This window comes from Streptomyces sp. LHD-70 (genome assembly GCF_031157275.1).
GTDB lineage: Bacteria > Actinomycetota > Actinomycetes > Streptomycetales > Streptomycetaceae > Streptomyces.
Genome location: NZ_JAVIFW010000010.1, coordinates 231,147 through 246,189, shown reverse-complemented (window position 1 = coordinate 246,189; position 15,043 = coordinate 231,147). Strand labels below are relative to the sequence as shown.

The window sequence follows — 15,043 nt, the reverse complement described above, 5'->3', positions numbered from 1 at the left end:
CCGGCAGGGACCGTCACGGTCAGGTCGGTCAGGTCGGTCAGGTCAGCGGCTCCACCCACACATCCCGGAACCGCACCTTGTTGCCGTGGTCCTGGAGCCGGATCGCCCCCGCGGCGGCGGACTCCGGGGCGCCCGCGCCGGTGGGGCCGTCCACGGCCACGTCGTCGTGCACCTTCTCGCCGTTCCAGACGACGGTGATCCGGGCGTCCTCGGTCTTCTTCCCGTCGTCGTCGAAGCGCGCCGCGCGGAACTTGATGTCGTACGTCTGCCAGGTCTCCGGCGGCTTCGCCATGTTCCGGTCGGCGGCCTTCTTCAGATAGATCGCCGCGGCTTCGTTGTTCGCGAGCTCCCGCACCCCGTACGAGTCGAGGATCTGCACCTCGTAGCGCTCCTGCAGGTAGACGCCGCTGTTGCCGCGGTCCTGGCCGGTGACGTCGTCGGGGAGTTTCGGCACCCGGAACTCGACGTGCAGTCGGAAGTCCCGGAAGTGCTGTTTCGTGCGCAGGTCGCCGCAGCAGACCTCCATGGACCGCTCGGCGGTGTGCGGCCACTCGGCGCTGCGGCCGTCGGTGTGCTGCCATGCCGTGGAGATGCTGCCGCCGGAGAACAGGTCGATCCGCTCGCCCGGGCGCCGCACCTCGAGGGCGTCGAGGTTCACGTGCCCGGTGTCGCCCCCGCCGACCGCGTACGTGATCGTGTTGCGGCCCTTGCGCAGGTCGAGGCGTTCGGTCGCGGTCGACCAGCGGTTCCACTCGCCGGTGGAGGGCAGGCGGGTCCGGCGCGGCTCGCCGCCGTTGACGCTGACGCCGAGCGTCTTGGTTCCGGCCTCGGGATACGGGCCGTTGGCGTAGCGCAGGCCCACGTCGTAGCTGCCCGCCTTGTCCACGTGCACGTCGAAGCGCACCTTCGCGCCCTGCTCGCCGAGGCCGTCGACGAAACCGCCGCCGGTGTACCCGCCGTGCTCGGTGTCGATGGCCGCGCCGCCGGACAGCGCCGCCGACTCGGCGTCGTACGTGGTGACGGGCTCCTCGGGTCCCGGTTTGGCGTTGAGGGTGTACCAGGCCTCCGTGGACCAGAGCTGCTCCCCGCCCTCGGCCGAGAACGGGCGCGGCGAACGGACATGCACGACGCGGTCGCTCTTCAGGCCCGGGATGGCCAGCGTGACCTTGCGGCGGTCATCGGAGAGCTTCGCCGAGGTGACCGGCAGCGACTCCTCGTCGACCTTGGGTCCGCCGTAGGCGGGGGTCGGCACGTACCGCCACTGGGCGACGGAGTACGCGCCCTCGGTGAGCTCGGCCGCGGTCTCGTCCGACAGGGGCTTGGTGTAGGTGAGTTCGAAGCCGTCCCGCGTCGCGCGCATGGTCTTGATGTCGAAGGCGGTCTTGCCGTTCGGGGTGAGTTTCTGCAGGCCGAAGCGGAGCTTGCCCGCCTGGCCCCAGTTGCCGTCGGCGCCCAGGCCGCCGGTGTAGAGCGCGCCGTCGGGCCCGGTGCTGATCCGGCTGGCGCCCGCCTCCAGGCCCTGGGTGTGCCGGAACACCGCGCCCTGGTACTCGCCGTCGACCTTCTCCAGGTCGGCGCGCTGCAGTCCGCCGTACGTCACGTCGCCGAAGACCATCTGCCCGGCGAACGGGCCCTCCTTCAACTGCATCGGTGTACTGGGCGAGTTGGCGATCTCGTTCTGCGGCAGCCACAGCACCGGCTTGGTGACGGGCTTGTCGTCGAACGGTCCCGGAGGGTTGGTGCGGTGGTTGAAGAAGCGGTCCTGCTTGAGGTGCATCAGCTTGGACGCGGGCAGCCAGCCGCCCTGGTTGTCCGTGACGAACAGCTCGTCGTCGGGGCCGCGCCCGATGCCGTTCGGGGTGCGCAGGCCGCCGGCCAGGTAGCTGACCTTGCCGGAGTCCTTGTCGACCTTGATGGTGGTGCCGCGGTTCCTCGCGGGCTGCGGGTCGGTCGTCGCACCGCCGTAGTCGATGGCCACGGAGAGGTTCAGGTAGAAGGAGCCCTTGTCGTAGAGGAGGCCGAAGGCGAACTCGTGGAAGTTCCCGCCGTACGGCCACTCGGCGACCTTGCGCCGCTCGTCCACGACGTCGTCGCCGTCCGTGTCGGCCAGCTCGGTCAGCTGGTGCTTCTCGGACACGTACAGCTTGCCGTCCACGTGCACGATGCCCATGGGCTCCTTGAGCCCGTCGGCGATCTTCTTGTACGTGACCTTCTCGGGGCCGGTGTCGCCGGTGACATGGTCGAGGAGGTACACCTCGCCCTTCGTCTGCTCGCTGCCGCCCCAGGTGGTGATCGCGAGCCGGTCGTCGGGGAGCCAGTCCATCGCGGAGACCTGCGGTTCGAAGCCCTCGGGGCGCAGATCGGTGCGGGTGTAGCCGGGGTTGACCTCGGTCAGCGGCAGCCCGTCGCCGGGGGTGTCGGTGCCGCCCTCGCACTCCTTGCGGCCGGGTGCGGTGACGCGTACGACGTCGGCGTCGGTGCTGAGCACGGACTCCGGTACGGCCGTGAAGGCGGCGGCGCCCGGCGGCTTCCACTCCAGGGTGACCCGCTGGTCGCCGCCCGCGTCGAAGTGGTCGATCCGCAGCGACCGGTAGCCGGCGTCGAGCGTGATCTCGCCGTCCTTGGGCTCGGCCCCGTGCACCCCGTCGTGGTCGATCACCTGCTGGCCGCCGAGCAGCAGGCGGGAGCCGTCGTCGCTGGTCAGCCGGAATCCGTAGGTGCCGGCCTCGGGCACGTTCAGGTTGCCGCTGAGCTGGGAGACGAAGTGGTCGCTGAACCCGAAGCCCTCGGTGGAGTTCCAGTCGGCCGCGGGGACCAGCTTGTCGACGTTCGGGGTCTGCGCGGGCTTGAGGGCGCAGAGCTCGGTGAGCGGGGTCTGGATGTCGAACACGCGAAGGGTGAGGCCGGGCTCCTGCGGGGGCAGGTCGGCGAAGGGGCGCGGGGGATCGTCGGCGGCGGCCGCCGGTCCGGCCAGGCAGGCGCCGAAAAGCGCGGTGAGCAGCAGTCCGGTAGCTTGTAAAGACGTACGGCGTCTGTGGCGTAAGGGCAGCGCGGGGCGTGGCTTCACTCGTCCTCCTGCGTGATTCCGCTGGGGCGAAGCAGACTTCTGCTGGGGTTGCGCAGATTTTCCGCGGCAGAGCGACGCTCAGCGTAGGGACGCCTGCGAGGCCCGTCCATGCCTTTGTCCTCAAAAAGGAGAAAGCGACAGGGAGTTGATGAAGAGCCGCTCCCCCCGCTCCCCCGACCGCCCGACGTTCCTGAGCCCGACGCTCTCGAGCCAGACGTTCCTGAGCCAGACGTTCCCGACGTTCATCCGCGGTCCGGTGGGGCGGTCTTGTGCGGACGGCGGCGACGGTCTTGGGTTGATGGCTGTGAACGCGCCGCCCACGCTTCGCGGGTGACGCCCTTCGACAGAAGGATCGACCAATGAGTGAGGCCGACTGTGCGGAGCACGACGCTCCGGTCACCGAGGACGAGGTGGAGGCGCTCGTCCACGGCATCTGCTTCAAGACCGGTCCGCCCGCCGCCGTGGGCGTGGAACTCGAGTGGCTCGTCCACGAGTTGCGCGCCCCCCGACTGCCCGTGACCCCCGAACGGCGCGCGGCGGCGACCGCCGCACTGCGTGCCCTGCCCCTGAGTTCGGCCCTGACGGTCGAACCCGGCGGCCAGCTGGAGCTGAGCTCGCTGCCCGCCGCGTCCCTGGCGGAGTGCGTCACCTCCGTCTCCGCCGACCTCCGGCTCGCCCGCCGCACCCTGGGCGCTCTGGGGCTCGGCCTCTCCGGGCTCGGCCAGGACCCCTGGCACCCGCCGCGCCGCCTCCTCGACGATGAGCGGTACGTCGCCATGGAGCGGTACTTCGACCGCACCGGGCCCGCCGGGCGCGCCATGATGTGCTCCACCGCGTCGGTGCAGATCTGCCTCGACGCCGGGTACGAGGAGCCGGGCCCGCTCGGGCACGGGCGGCGCTGGCACCTGGCCCATCTGCTCGGCGCCGTCCTGGTCGCCGCGTTCGCCAACTCCCCGCTCGACCGGGGCCGTCCGACAGGCTGGCGCTCCACCCGGCAGGCGGTGTGGGCGGCGATCGAGCCGGGCCGCAGTGCCGCTCCCCCGGAGTCCGCCGAGCCCCGGGACGCGTGGGCGCGGCACGTCCTGGACGCACCGGTGATGTGTGTCCGTACGCCCGAGGGGCCGTGGCTGGTGCCGGAGCGGGTCAGCTTCCGGGACTGGCTGCGCGGCGGTGCGCTGCCCCGGCCGCCCACCCGCGCGGACGTGGACTACCACCTGACGACGCTGTTCCCGCCCGTGCGGCCGCGCGGCCATCTGGAGCTGCGCATGATCGACGCGCAGCCGGGCCGGGACGGCTGGCTCGTGCCGCTCGCCGTGACCGAGGCGCTGTTCGAGGACCCGCAGGCCGCGGAGCGGGCGTACCGCACCGTGAAGCCGCTGGCCGAGCGGGCGGCGGGCGAGGACGGCCAGGTCAGGCCCGCGCCCCGCAACCCGCTCTGGCTGGACGCGGCACGCCACGGCCTGGCCGACCCGGAGCTGCGCGAGGCCGCCGCGGACTGTTTCACCGCCGCCCTGGAGGCGCTGCCGCGGCGTGGCGCGCCGGCGGCGGTCGTGGACGCCGTCGGCGCGTTCGCGGAGCGCCATGTCGCGCGGGGCCGCTGCCCCGCCGACGACCTGCTCGACGAAGTGAACGGGAGGACGACCACGTGAACGGCACCCCCATCGACGCCCGGGACGAGGACGCGCTGCGCACCGCCGCGCGCGCCGCCCTGACCGCCGCGCGGGACCGCACCCGGCTGCTCACGACCTGCGTGGACGAGGCCGAACTGACCGCGCAGCACTCGCCGTTGATGTCCCCGCTGGTGTGGGACCTCGCGCATATCGGCAACCAGGAGGAGCAGTGGCTCCTGCGCGCCGTGGCGGGGCGCGAACCGATGCGTCCCGAGATCGACTCGGTGTACGACGCGTTCGAGCACCCGCGCGCGGAGCGCCCCTCGCTGCCGCTGCTGCCGCCGGACGAGGCGCACCGGTACGCGGCGGAGGTGCGGGGCCGGGCCCTGGACGTCCTGGACACGAGCGTGCTGCGCGGATCGGCCCTGGTGGACGCGGCGTTCGCGTTCGGCATGATCGCGCAGCACGAGCAGCAGCACGACGAGACGATGCTGATCACCCACCAGCTCCGCAAGGGCCCGGCCGCGCTCACGGCCCCCGACCCCGAGCCGGTGGGACAACCCCCCGTGGCACGTGAAGTCCTGGTCCCCGGCGGCCCGTTCACCATGGGCACGTCGACCGAGCCCTGGTCCCTGGACAACGAGCGCCCGGCGCACCGCCGCGACGTGGCGGCGTACTGGATCGACACGACCCCGGTGACATGCGGCGCGTATCTGGAGTTCATGGCCGACGGCGGCTACGACGAGCCGCGCTGGTGGGACCCGGCCGGTTGGGCGCATGTGCGCGAGCACGGCCTCGTGGCGCCGCTGTTCTGGCGCCGTGAGGGCGGGCAGTGGCTGCGTCGCCGCTTCGGGGTGACGGAGCCGATTCCGCTCGACGAGCCGGTCCTGCACGTGAGTTGGTACGAGGCGGACGCCTACGCCCGCTGGGCCGGGCGCCGGCTGCCGACCGAGGCCGAGTGGGAGAAGGCCGCCCGGCACGACCCGGCCGCCGACCGCTCGCGCCGCTACCCGTGGGGCGACGCCGATCCCACCCCGGACCGCGCCAACCTCGGCCAGCGCCACCTCCGCCCGGCCGCCGCAGGAGCTTACGAGGCGGGCCAATCCCCCTTGGGCGTACGGCAGTTGATCGGTGACGTGTGGGAGTGGACGTCGAGCGGCTTCCTGCCCTACCCGGGGTTCGTGGCGTTCCCGTACCGCGAGTACTCGGAGGTGTTCTTCGGCGGCGACTACAAGGTGCTGCGCGGCGGTTCGTTCGCCGTGGACCAGGTGGCCTGCCGGGGCACGTTCCGCAACTGGGACCACCCGGTGCGGCGGCAGATCTTCTCCGGCTTCCGTACCGCGCGGGACGCGAGCGGGGACGAGGCGGCCGGGGCGGTGGTGCACTGATGTGCCGCCACCTCGCCTATCTGGGCTCGCCGGAACCCCTCGGCGACCTCCTCGTCCGCCCGCCGCACAGCCTGTTCGTCCAGTCCTGGGCGCCGCGCCGGCAGCGGCACGGGACGGTCAACGCCGACGGGTTCGGCGTGGGCTGGTACGCGGACGGCGATCCGGTGCCCGCCCGCTACCGGCGCGCCGGGCCCGTCTGGGGCGACCTGTCCTTCGCCGATCTGGCACGGGTGGTACGCAGCGGCGCGTTCCTCGCGGCGGTGCGGGACGCGACACGCGCGGACGCGGACGGGGAAGCCGCGGCGGCCCCGTTCACGTACGGGCCGTGGCTGTTCAGCCACAACGGGATGGTGGCGGGTTGGCCCAACTCCCTTGCTGCGCTTGCCCGTTCGCTGCCCGTCGACGCACTCCTCTCCCTGGAGGCGCGCTGCGACTCGGCGCTCGTGTGGGCGCTGCTCCTGCACCGGCTGCGGTCCGGGGACGAGCTGCCGCAGGCGCTCGCCGACACGGTCACGGAGGTCGCGGCCGCCGCACCGCGCTCGCGCCTCAACCTCCTCGTCACGGACGGCACGCAGCTCGCGGCGACGGCCTGGGGCGACAGCCTCTGGTACCTGGCGGGGGGCGGGCGCACAGTCGTCGCCTCCGAGCCGTACGACGACGCCCCCGAGTGGCGCGAGGTACCCGACCGGACGCTGCTGATCGCGAGCCGCACCGAAGTGCTGCTGACCCCGTTGAAGGACCCTGAGCTGAAGGAGCCGATGGCGTGAGCACGTTGCAGTTCACCCGCACCCTGCCCGAGGACGCGACCGGCGCCGCCCTGCGCGCCGACGTCCGCACCGGCCTGACCGCCTCGCCCAAGACGCTGCCGCCGAAGTGGTTCTACGACGCGCGCGGCAGCGAACTCTTCGACGAGATCACCACGCTGCCCGAGTACTACCCGACCCGGGCCGAGCGGGAGATCCTGCTGACCCGCGCCGGGGAGATCGCGGCGGCGACCGGGGCCCGAACGCTGATCGAGCTGGGCTCGGGCTCGTCGGACAAGACCCGCCATCTCCTCGACGCCTTCGGCGAGTTGGCGATGTACGTTCCGGTCGACGTCAGCGAGAGCGCGCTGCGGCAGGCCGGTGAGGCGTTGCGCGCGGAGCACCCCGCGCTCGACGTGCACGCCCTGATCGCCGACTTCACCGCCCCGCTCACGCTGCCCGGCACGCCCGGCCCGCGCCTGGTGGCGTTCCTCGGCGGCACGCTCGGCAACCTGCTGCCCGCGGAGCGCGCCGCGTTCCTCGCCTCGGTGCGCGCGCTGCTCTCACCGGGCGACGCGCTGCTGCTCGGCACGGACCTGGTCAAGGACGAGGGGACGCTGGTGGCGGCGTACGACGACGCGGCCGGGGTGACGGCCGAGTTCAACAAGAACGTCCTGAACGTCATCAACCGCGAGCTGGGCGCTGACTTCGACCCGGACGCGTTCACGCACGTGGCCCGCTGGGACCGGGAGCGGGAGTGGATCGAGATGCGGCTGCGGGCCCGCACGGACATGTCGGTGAAGATCCCCGAACTCGAACTGGCGGTGGACTTCGCGGCGGGCGAGGAGCTGCGTACGGAGATCTCGGCGAAGTTCCGCGAGGAGGGCGTACGCGCCGAGCTCACCGCGGCCGGTCTGACGCCGACGCACTGGTGGACGGACGCGGAGGGACGGTTCGCGCTGTCCCTGTCGCGGGTGGCGTGAGGGCGCGGCGCCGGCCTGCGCGTGCTGCACTGGACGTATGACGTATCACGCGATCGTCGTCGCCGATACGCACGGGACGATCACACAGTGGAACGACGGCGCGGAGCGGCTGTTCGGCCACTCCGCGCCGGAGGCCGTGGGCCGGAAGCTGGACCTCCTTGTCCCCGAGCGGTTGCGCGAGGCGCACTGGGCGGGGTTCGGGCGTGCGATGGCCCACCCGAAGATCAAGGACCTCGCGGCGGACCTGCCGGTCCTGTGCGCGGACGGCACGGAACGCCTGTACGCGGGGCGCCTGTTGGTGCTGTGCGACGGCCTGGGCGCGCCACTCGGCGCAATGGCGATCTACGCGAGCGAGGGGAGCACGGGGGTGCGGCCGTTCGGCTGAGACAGGCTGAATCACGTGTCCGCAGCCCTACTCCTCCAACGCCTCCGTGATCTCCGCGGAAGCGTTCCGTGCCGCGCGAGACGGGTCCTCGCCGGTCAGGACCGCCGTCATGTACCGCTTGATCGGGTTGTCCGCCTCGACCGCCGCCCAGCGCGGCGACGCCGGGGTCGCGCGGCCGCGGGCCGCGCCCTCGGCCATCGCGGCGACCCCCGGCACGTCCCGTACCGCGTCCGCGAGCTTCGCCTTGTTGGGGACGTGGTGCATGGTGCGGGCCAGCTCCGTCTGCCACTTGCGCCCGGCCAGCGCGTCGACGACGGCGACAGCGCCCCGCTGAACGTCGCTGCGTTCGGGCACGATCAGGTCCGAGCCGCCGGTGAAGACGGCCGCGGGCTGCCCGGACCGGCGCCCCGGAATGGGGAAGAACCCCAGCTTTCCCTTCAGTTCGGGGTTCTGCTCCTCGATCGCCTCGGCCGCACCCGGCACGGACACGATCTGCGCGACGTCCCCGAGCGCGAACACCTCGGCCTGCGGCGGCGTCTCCTCGTCGGCGTCCTTGGGGCCCCCGCCGAGCTCCTGGAGGCGGCGGTAGAAGTCCATGCCGCGCAGCGCGGCCGGGCTGTGCAGCGTGCCGCGCCAGCGCCCCGCCTTCTCCTCGGCGAGCTCGCCGCCCTCGTCCCAGACGAACCCGGCGAGCGTGTACCAGTCCTGCCCGGCCAGGTAGATCCCTTGGTTTCCGGCGGAGTTGAGGCGCTTCGTGTACGTCAGCCACTCGTCGCGCGTGGCCGGCGGGCGGCTCAGGCCCGCGTCGCGGAACAGGTCCTTGCGGTAGACGACGACACGGTTGGCGGCGTACCAGGGGATGCCGTACTGCGCGCCCCGGTGGTTGCCGGGTTCGGCGAGGCCGGGCAGCCAGTCGTCCATGCCCCAGTCGCGCATGGACTCCAGGGACAGATCGAGCAGTTCGGCCTCGTCCACGTACTGCGCGACCTGCGTGTTGCCGACCTCGATCACGTCCGGCGCGTCGGCGGAGCCGCTGCGCAGCGCGGCGGTCACCTTCGCGCCGACACCGGTCCAGTCCTGTACCTGTACGTCGAGTTCGAGCCCGGTGTGCTCGCGCTCGAACTCGGCCTTGAAGCGGCGGACGAACGCGTCGGAGGCGCTGCCCTTCATCAGCCACACCGTCACGGTGTCGGGTTCCTCCCCGCCGGGGAGCAGTCCGCAGCCGCCCAGCGGCAGGATGGCGGCCAGGGCCAGACAGGTCGCGACAAGGCGTTGCTTCACGTGGGTCACCTTCGGTGTGCGGACACGGGAGGATCGCCCGACGTGGGGGGTAAGCGGGAGGGACGGTACGGGGGACGGCCGCCCGGCCGCTTGCACGGGTATGGCTGGGGATTTTGGTATAGACCAACGGAAGGGTCAAGGTCCCGGCCCTGGGCACCTCGACGACCGCCGGTCGCCTCGCGCCCGCCCGCACCCTGGGGCACGGTGGTGGAGTCATCACGCGAAAGGAGTGCGGCCGCCATGTCCGACCACACCTACCGGGTCTCCGAGATCGTCGGCACCTCGCAAGAGGGCGTCGACCAGGCCATCCGCAACGGCATCGCCCGCGCCGCCCAGAGGGTGCGCGGCCTCGACTGGTTCGAGGTGACCCAGGTCCGCGGCCATATCGTCGACGGGCAGATCGAGCACTACCAGGTCGGCCTCAAGGTCGGCTTCCGCATGGAGGAGGCGGAGGGCTGAGGGTCCCTCCGGGGGCTCCGCCCCCGGACCCCGTATCGCGCTGAGGCGCTCGTCCTCAAACTCCCCCAGCCTTCGGCCGGGAGGTGCCCCCAGACGGGCTGGATTTGATAGGGGCGCGGGGCTGTCACATTTGCGGCTCCGCCGCGGGGCGCGACAAGCCACGACTCAGCGGGCAGCCGAACGACGGCGAAATCAGCCCGTCCGGCGCTTGAGGACGAGCCCGGAGGGCGATCGACGGTGCCCGAGCCAACGGTGCCGCATACGTGTCCGCTCAGGTGCGCCCCTCCCGCTCCTGCGCATCCCTCAGCTCGGCCGACGCGTCCGCCCAAGCGGCCCGTACGACCGTGAATCCCGCCTGGCGTGCGGCCTGGCAGACCAGTTCGTCGTCGTCCACGACGACGCGGACCTCGCGGGCGCGGGCCAGTCGGCGCAGCACGTCCAGCTTGGTGTGCCGGGCGGGCCTGCGATCGCTGTCGCGCCGCATCCAGATCCGCCCGGCGGGCAGCCCGTACCGCGCGAGCCAGGCCTCCGTGTCGGCGCGGCAGCGCTCGGGCCTGCCGGTGAGGTACTGGATCTCGCACTCGTCGGCGTGCGTGTGGACCAGGGCGAGCCCCTCGGCGAGCGGAGGGTCGTCGGGCGCAGCGGCGAAGAAGCCGTTCCAGTCGCGCGGCCTGCCCTCCAGGAAATGCTGGCGGTGCGCGGTGTCGGCGAGGGTGTTGTCCAGGTCGAACACGGCGACCGGGCGGGGTGCGTGGTCCATCCGGCCAGCCTAACGAGCCCCGGGAAGCAGGCGCAGACCTCCCGCGTTGTACGGACCGTGACCTCACCGACCTCACCGACCTCGCCGACCGCACCGCCCGCACCGCCCACGGCACTCGCGGCACTCGCCAAGACCCGGTTCTCCGTGCTCGACCGCTCCCGCACCCTGCAAGGCCAGGACGCGCCCTCCGCGCTCCGCGCCACCGTGGCGTTCGCGCAGCAGGTGGAGGCGCTCGGCTACCACCGGTTCTGGGTCTCCGAGCACCACAGCGTGCCCGGCGTCGCGGGGTCCGCGCCGACCGTGCTCGCGGCGGCGGTGGCCGGGGCGACGCGCACGATCCGGGTCGGCACCGGCGGGGTGATGCTGCCGAACCATCAACCCCTGGTCGTGGCCGAGCAGTTCGGCGTCCTGGAGTCGCTGTTCCCCGGCCGGGTCGACATGGGCCTCGGCCGTTCCGTGGGCTTCACGGGCGGGGTGCGCAAGGCCCTCGGCCGGGACAAGGACGACGCCCGCGACTTCGGCACCCAGCTGGACTCCCTGCTCGGCTTCCTCACCGGCGACCAGACCGACCACCCGCAGGTGCACGCGCACCCGGCGGAGGGGCTGCGCATCCCGCCGTACGTCCTGGCGATGGGTGAGGGCGCCGATATCGCCGCGGCGGCCGGGCTGCCGCTGGTGATCGGCGATCTGCGCGGCCGCGGCCGCATGCTGAAGGCGATCGACCGCTACCGCGAAGGCTTCAAGCCGTCCGTCTGGGCCGACGAGCCGTACGTGATCATCTCCGGCACCGTGGCCGTGGCCCCCGACAAGGCGGCGGCGGGGCGGCTCCTGATCCCCGAGGCCTGGGCGATGGCGTACTCCCGCACCCACGGCGTCTTCCCGCCGCTCGCCCCGGCCGAGGAGATCGAGGCGCGCGAAATGACGCCCAGGGAGCGGGAGTTCTACGAGCAGGGCCTCGCCGGACACGTGCACGGCACGGAGGACGAGGTGGCCGCCGCCCTGGCGGACCTTGTCGTGGCGAGCGGTGCGGACGAGGTTCTGGTGACGACGTCGACGTACGACCGCGAAGCGCTGCTCGACTCGTATCGGGGGCTTGCCCGGCTTGCCGGTCTGAGCGCGGCCTGAGCTCGCCGTAGAACTCCAGGCCTGCGTGGAACCGTCCCGTCCCGTCCCTCGTCCTCGGTGGCGAGCGGCTGCCCGGTCCGGGCCCGCTTCCGTGGGCGTACCCCCGGATGGTGTGGGATGGGCGGCGGCCGACGCGCTCATCGGCGTCTGCGGAGATGTGAAAGCAACAGAAGTGGGGGGAATCGTGGCACGAGCACGGGCACAGAGAGTGCGCGGCGTGGCTCAGGCCCTGGCGTCAGGCAGCGATCCTCGGCAGCTCGCCGAGAACGAACTGCGGCGGCGGGCCGGGGTGTCCGGCGGCGGGCAGGACGGCGCGGACCTGCGGCACGAGGCCGAGCAAGACGGCATGGACCCGGCGGACTTCCCCGCCGCCCGCGAGCAGGGCGGCTCCATCGACACCGTGATGGTGCAGAAGACGGTGTCGCTCGACGACGCCGGGGAGGCCCTCAACCGCAGCGAGCAGCAGCGGGACGGCCTGGAGAAGGTGCATGCCATCTGCCCGATGGTGCTGCCCAAGGGGCGTTCGCTCCTGAGCATGCTGCCGGTTCTGATGCTGCCCGTGGCCGGTGTCGTCGGGACCGTCGTCGTCTCGGCGACGGACGACTCGCCTCTCACCAACCCGCTGTTCGGCATCCACTACTGGATCATCTCGGTGCTCGCCGTGGCCTTCGTGTGGTGGCGCCAGGGCATGGTGATGGTGCCGGACGGCTGCCACGCCCTGATCACCCGCTTCGGCAAGCTGGAGAAGGTGGTCGGCCCCGGCCGGGTGGTGCTGCTCAGCCCGTGGAAGCGGGTGTCGTACATCGTCAACACGACGCGTGAGTACCCGTTCAACGCCCCCGTGCGCGAGGCTCCGACCAAGGGCGGCGTCAAGGCGTCGATCGATCTGTTCATCCAGTTCCGGATCAGCGACCCGACCGAGTTCGTGTACACCCTCGGCGCGGTGCGCGGCTTCGAGGAGAAGCTCAACAACGCGGTCAGCGAGACCATCCGCTCCCTCATCTACGAGCAGGAGGCCGCCGGGATCTACGACATGGTCGGCGAGGACACCGGACGGCTCCTGGAGCAGCTGAACCAGCAGTTCCGTCCCGCCGTCGAGCTGACCAACGCCAACATCACGCACGCCGAGCCCTCCGACCGCAACTACCGCATGGACCTGGCGGCCCCGGAGATGGTGCGCGTCGCCAAGGAGGCGTACACCCACGAGTACGCGCTGCAGTTGCGCAAGGAGCAGGACGAGGGCGATCTGACCAAGGAGCTGGCCACCAGCCAGGAGACGCTCTCCGCGATCCAGGCGGACATCGCGCAGTACCAGGCGCAGATGGACACCGCGGTGGAGCGCGAGACCAACCGCGCCCAGGCCCTGGCGCGCCAGCGCTACGTCCAGGCGGAGTCCGAGGCCAAGGCCAACGCCGCGCTCCTGGAGGCGCAGGCGCTCGACATCCGCGCGGTCACGGCGGCCGAGGCCCCGGAGATCCTGGAGTACCGCTACCAGCAGCAGGTCTTCGACACCCTCGAACAGGTCGCCGACCATCTGCCGCGCCTCGTCCGCATCGGCGGTTCGGCGGACGGCGACGGCGCGGCCGGGGTCGACTTCCTGCAGCTGGCCCGCGAGCTGGTGGGCGAGCGCGGCACGGAGCTGTTCTCGGACGACGACATGGCGGCTGTACGGGCGCGGCTCGGCGAGGTCGCCGAGCGGATCGCCGGACGCCAGACGGAGATCGACGCGCTGCTGCAGGCCGTCGAGACGGAGCGTCCCACCGTGCCCGCGGCACGCACCGAGGTCGTGGCCACCACAGGCACGGACCTGGACATCGAGGCGGACGGCGTGATCGAGGAGGCCGGCGAATGAGCGGCGCACGTACCAAGGAGAGGTCGGTCATCTCCGAGACCGTGGCCTCCTGGAGCAATATCGCCCAGCTCCTGCGCGGCGGCGAGGCGGGCACCCTGATCCCCGTGATCATCCCCCGGCACCAGCGCAAGCTGTGGTGGATGCTGCCGCTCTGGGTCGGGCTCTTCGCGCTGGTCAGCGGTGTGATGCTGGGCCTGCGCGCGGGCGACGAGGGCAGCGTCTCGGACGTCGCGTACGGCACGCTGTCCACGCTCGCGTACATCGCCGGGGCGGTGCTGCTCCTGATCGGCGGGCTCTGGTGGTGGCGGTCCTCGATCGTCGAGATCGAGCAGGGCACCCACGGTGTGCTGACCCGGTACGGCGCGGTCACCCGCACCCTGGACGCGGGTCGGCACTACCTGTGGCACCCGTGGTCGCGGGTGGACTTCGTGGTCGACGTCGCCACCGAGATCCCCTACTCCGCGCCGGTGATGGCCTGCCCCACGCGGGAGAACGTGCCGCTGCGGTCGATCGAGTTCTTCCTGAAGTTCCGCATCACGGACGCCGTGCACTTCGTCCGCACCATCGGCGCGGGCAACTTCGACCTGGTCCTTTCCAGCGCCGTCCAGGACGCGATCCGGCAGCGGGCCCGCCTCATCCAGACCGAGCGGGCGTACGACCTGCGCGGCTCGGACGTGGCGGACATGCAGGAGCTGCTGAACAACCAGCTCTCCCGCTACGGCGTGCGGATCACCGGCTCCAACATCCCGGACGTCCAGCTGCCCGCGCAGTACCAGCAGCACCTGGCGACCCGTGAGCAGGTCGCCAAGGAGCGCACGGCCTACGAGCAGGAGTGGGGCCTGACCCGTAAGCGCCGTATCGACCAGCTCGGTATGGACATCGAGCGGGCCAAGAAGGTGCGCGACGCCCGCATCGTCGAGGTGAAGGCTGCGCTGAACAAGGCCCGTGAGGAGGTCGCGCAGCTCCTGGAGGAGCAGGAGACCAACGCCCAGCGGGTGCGGTTCGAGATCGAGACGCGCGGCCGCAGCGGCCTGATCTCCGCGGAGAACGAGTCCCGTGCGCAGCGCGCGCTGGCCAAGGCCTACCGCGACAACCGGGCGGTGCTGCAGTACGAACTGGCCCGCCGCCGCCTCGAAGTGGGCGCCGAGCTGGCCTCGCGGGCGCCGCAGCCGGTGGTGGTCCGCACGGACGGCGCCGGTGACACCTCGGCCCTGTCGACGCTGCTCGCGGCGCAGCTGCTGCCGCGCCTCACGTCGACGCCGACCGCGTTGCCCGCGCTCGACACCCGGCTCCTGGGGCAGGACGAGGAGTACGACGCCGAGGACTGAGTGACGGCACAGTGACGGCACGGGGCGCGCGCGGGCGACCTAGAATCGTGGGGTTTGCCCCC

Annotated in this window: 12 protein-coding genes; 9 read left to right on the top strand and 3 right to left on the bottom strand. The window is 72.1% G+C overall.

Annotated features, from left to right (window positions below; all coding sequences use genetic code 11):
- Positions 1-37: 37 nt before the first annotated feature.
- Entirely contained in the window at positions 38-3,067 is a 3,030-nt protein-coding gene (locus tag RCO28_RS21690) for a family 16 glycoside hydrolase (RefSeq protein ID WP_308942845.1), read from the bottom strand.
- Between the two features lie 359 nt (positions 3,068-3,426).
- Here RCO28_RS21690 and egtA point away from each other — a divergent pair, with 359 nt between their 5' ends.
- Genes egtA through RCO28_RS21665 form a run of 5 tightly spaced genes read left to right on the top strand, consistent with a single transcriptional unit; the run spans position 3,427 to position 8,176 of the window.
- The gene (gene egtA, locus RCO28_RS21685; protein WP_308942844.1) at positions 3,427-4,716 is read left to right on the top strand and encodes an ergothioneine biosynthesis glutamate--cysteine ligase EgtA; all 1,290 of its coding nucleotides are present in this window, start codon (positions 3,427-3,429) and stop codon (positions 4,714-4,716) included.
- On the top strand, positions 4,713-6,065 hold the full coding sequence (gene egtB / locus RCO28_RS21680) for an ergothioneine biosynthesis protein EgtB (protein ID WP_308942843.1): 1,353 nt from the start codon (positions 4,713-4,715) through the stop codon (positions 6,063-6,065). The genes egtA and egtB overlap by 4 nt, the downstream gene beginning before the upstream one ends.
- Complete coding sequence (egtC, locus tag RCO28_RS21675; protein ID WP_308942842.1) at positions 6,065-6,832, top strand: ergothioneine biosynthesis protein EgtC; 768 nt, start codon at positions 6,065-6,067, stop codon at positions 6,830-6,832. The genes egtB and egtC overlap by 1 nt, the downstream gene beginning before the upstream one ends.
- Positions 6,829-7,791 carry an L-histidine N(alpha)-methyltransferase gene (gene egtD, locus RCO28_RS21670; protein ID WP_308942841.1) on the top strand — a complete coding sequence of 321 codons (963 nt, stop codon included), beginning with the start codon at positions 6,829-6,831 and terminating at the stop codon, positions 7,789-7,791. Before egtC ends, egtD begins: the two co-directional genes overlap by 4 nt.
- A gap of 37 nt (positions 7,792-7,828) precedes the next feature.
- Positions 7,829-8,176, top strand: a complete 348-nt coding sequence (locus tag RCO28_RS21665) for a PAS domain S-box protein (RefSeq protein ID WP_308942840.1) — start codon at positions 7,829-7,831, stop codon at positions 8,174-8,176.
- A 27-nt stretch (positions 8,177-8,203) separates the two neighbouring features.
- Here the strand turns inward: RCO28_RS21665 and RCO28_RS21660 are convergent, their stop codons facing one another.
- A complete protein-coding gene (locus RCO28_RS21660) occupies positions 8,204-9,457 on the bottom strand; it encodes an extracellular solute-binding protein (RefSeq protein ID WP_374991211.1) in 1,254 nt (417 codons plus the stop codon).
- A 240-nt stretch (positions 9,458-9,697) separates the two neighbouring features.
- Here RCO28_RS21660 and RCO28_RS21655 point away from each other — a divergent pair, with 240 nt between their 5' ends.
- The gene (locus RCO28_RS21655) at positions 9,698-9,916 is read left to right on the top strand and encodes a dodecin (protein ID WP_308942839.1); all 219 of its coding nucleotides are present in this window, start codon (positions 9,698-9,700) and stop codon (positions 9,914-9,916) included.
- Between the two features lie 271 nt (positions 9,917-10,187).
- Here RCO28_RS21655 and RCO28_RS21650 read toward each other — a convergent pair whose 3' ends face one another.
- Positions 10,188-10,676, bottom strand: coding sequence for a hypothetical protein (locus tag RCO28_RS21650; protein WP_308942838.1), 489 nt, complete (start codon positions 10,674-10,676; stop codon positions 10,188-10,190).
- 57 nt (positions 10,677-10,733) lie between these two features.
- On the opposite strand from RCO28_RS21650, the gene RCO28_RS21645 reads away from it, so the two are divergent.
- The 3 genes from RCO28_RS21645 (at position 10,734) to RCO28_RS21635 (ending at position 14,981) form a co-directional block, all read left to right on the top strand.
- Positions 10,734-11,801 carry an LLM class flavin-dependent oxidoreductase gene (locus tag RCO28_RS21645; RefSeq protein ID WP_308942837.1) on the top strand — a complete coding sequence of 356 codons (1,068 nt, stop codon included), beginning with the start codon at positions 10,734-10,736 and terminating at the stop codon, positions 11,799-11,801.
- Between the two features lie 184 nt (positions 11,802-11,985).
- Positions 11,986-13,653, top strand: coding sequence for an SPFH domain-containing protein (locus RCO28_RS21640; protein ID WP_308942836.1), 1,668 nt, complete (start codon positions 11,986-11,988; stop codon positions 13,651-13,653).
- Positions 13,650-14,981 (top strand): SPFH domain-containing protein, encoded by a 1,332-nt coding sequence (locus RCO28_RS21635; RefSeq protein ID WP_308942835.1) that lies wholly within the window; start codon positions 13,650-13,652, stop codon positions 14,979-14,981. The genes RCO28_RS21640 and RCO28_RS21635 overlap by 4 nt, the downstream gene beginning before the upstream one ends.
- Positions 14,982-15,043: the final 62 nt, after the last annotated feature.

Bases quoted from the DNA above. Each gene is read 5' to 3' on its own strand.
- egtA (WP_308942844.1), top strand. From the start codon at position 3,427: ATGAGTGAGGCCGACTGTGCGGAGCACGACGCTCCGGTCACCGAGGAC.
- egtC (WP_308942842.1), top strand. From the start codon at position 6,065: ATGTGCCGCCACCTCGCCTATCTGGGCTCGCCGGAACCCCTCGGCGAC.
- RCO28_RS21650 (WP_308942838.1), bottom strand. From the start codon at position 10,676: ATGGACCACGCACCCCGCCCGGTCGCCGTGTTCGACCTGGACAACACC.
- RCO28_RS21665 (WP_308942840.1), top strand. From the start codon at position 7,829: ATGACGTATCACGCGATCGTCGTCGCCGATACGCACGGGACGATCACA.
- RCO28_RS21635 (WP_308942835.1), top strand. From the start codon at position 13,650: ATGAGCGGCGCACGTACCAAGGAGAGGTCGGTCATCTCCGAGACCGTG.
- RCO28_RS21655 (WP_308942839.1), top strand. From the start codon at position 9,698: ATGTCCGACCACACCTACCGGGTCTCCGAGATCGTCGGCACCTCGCAA.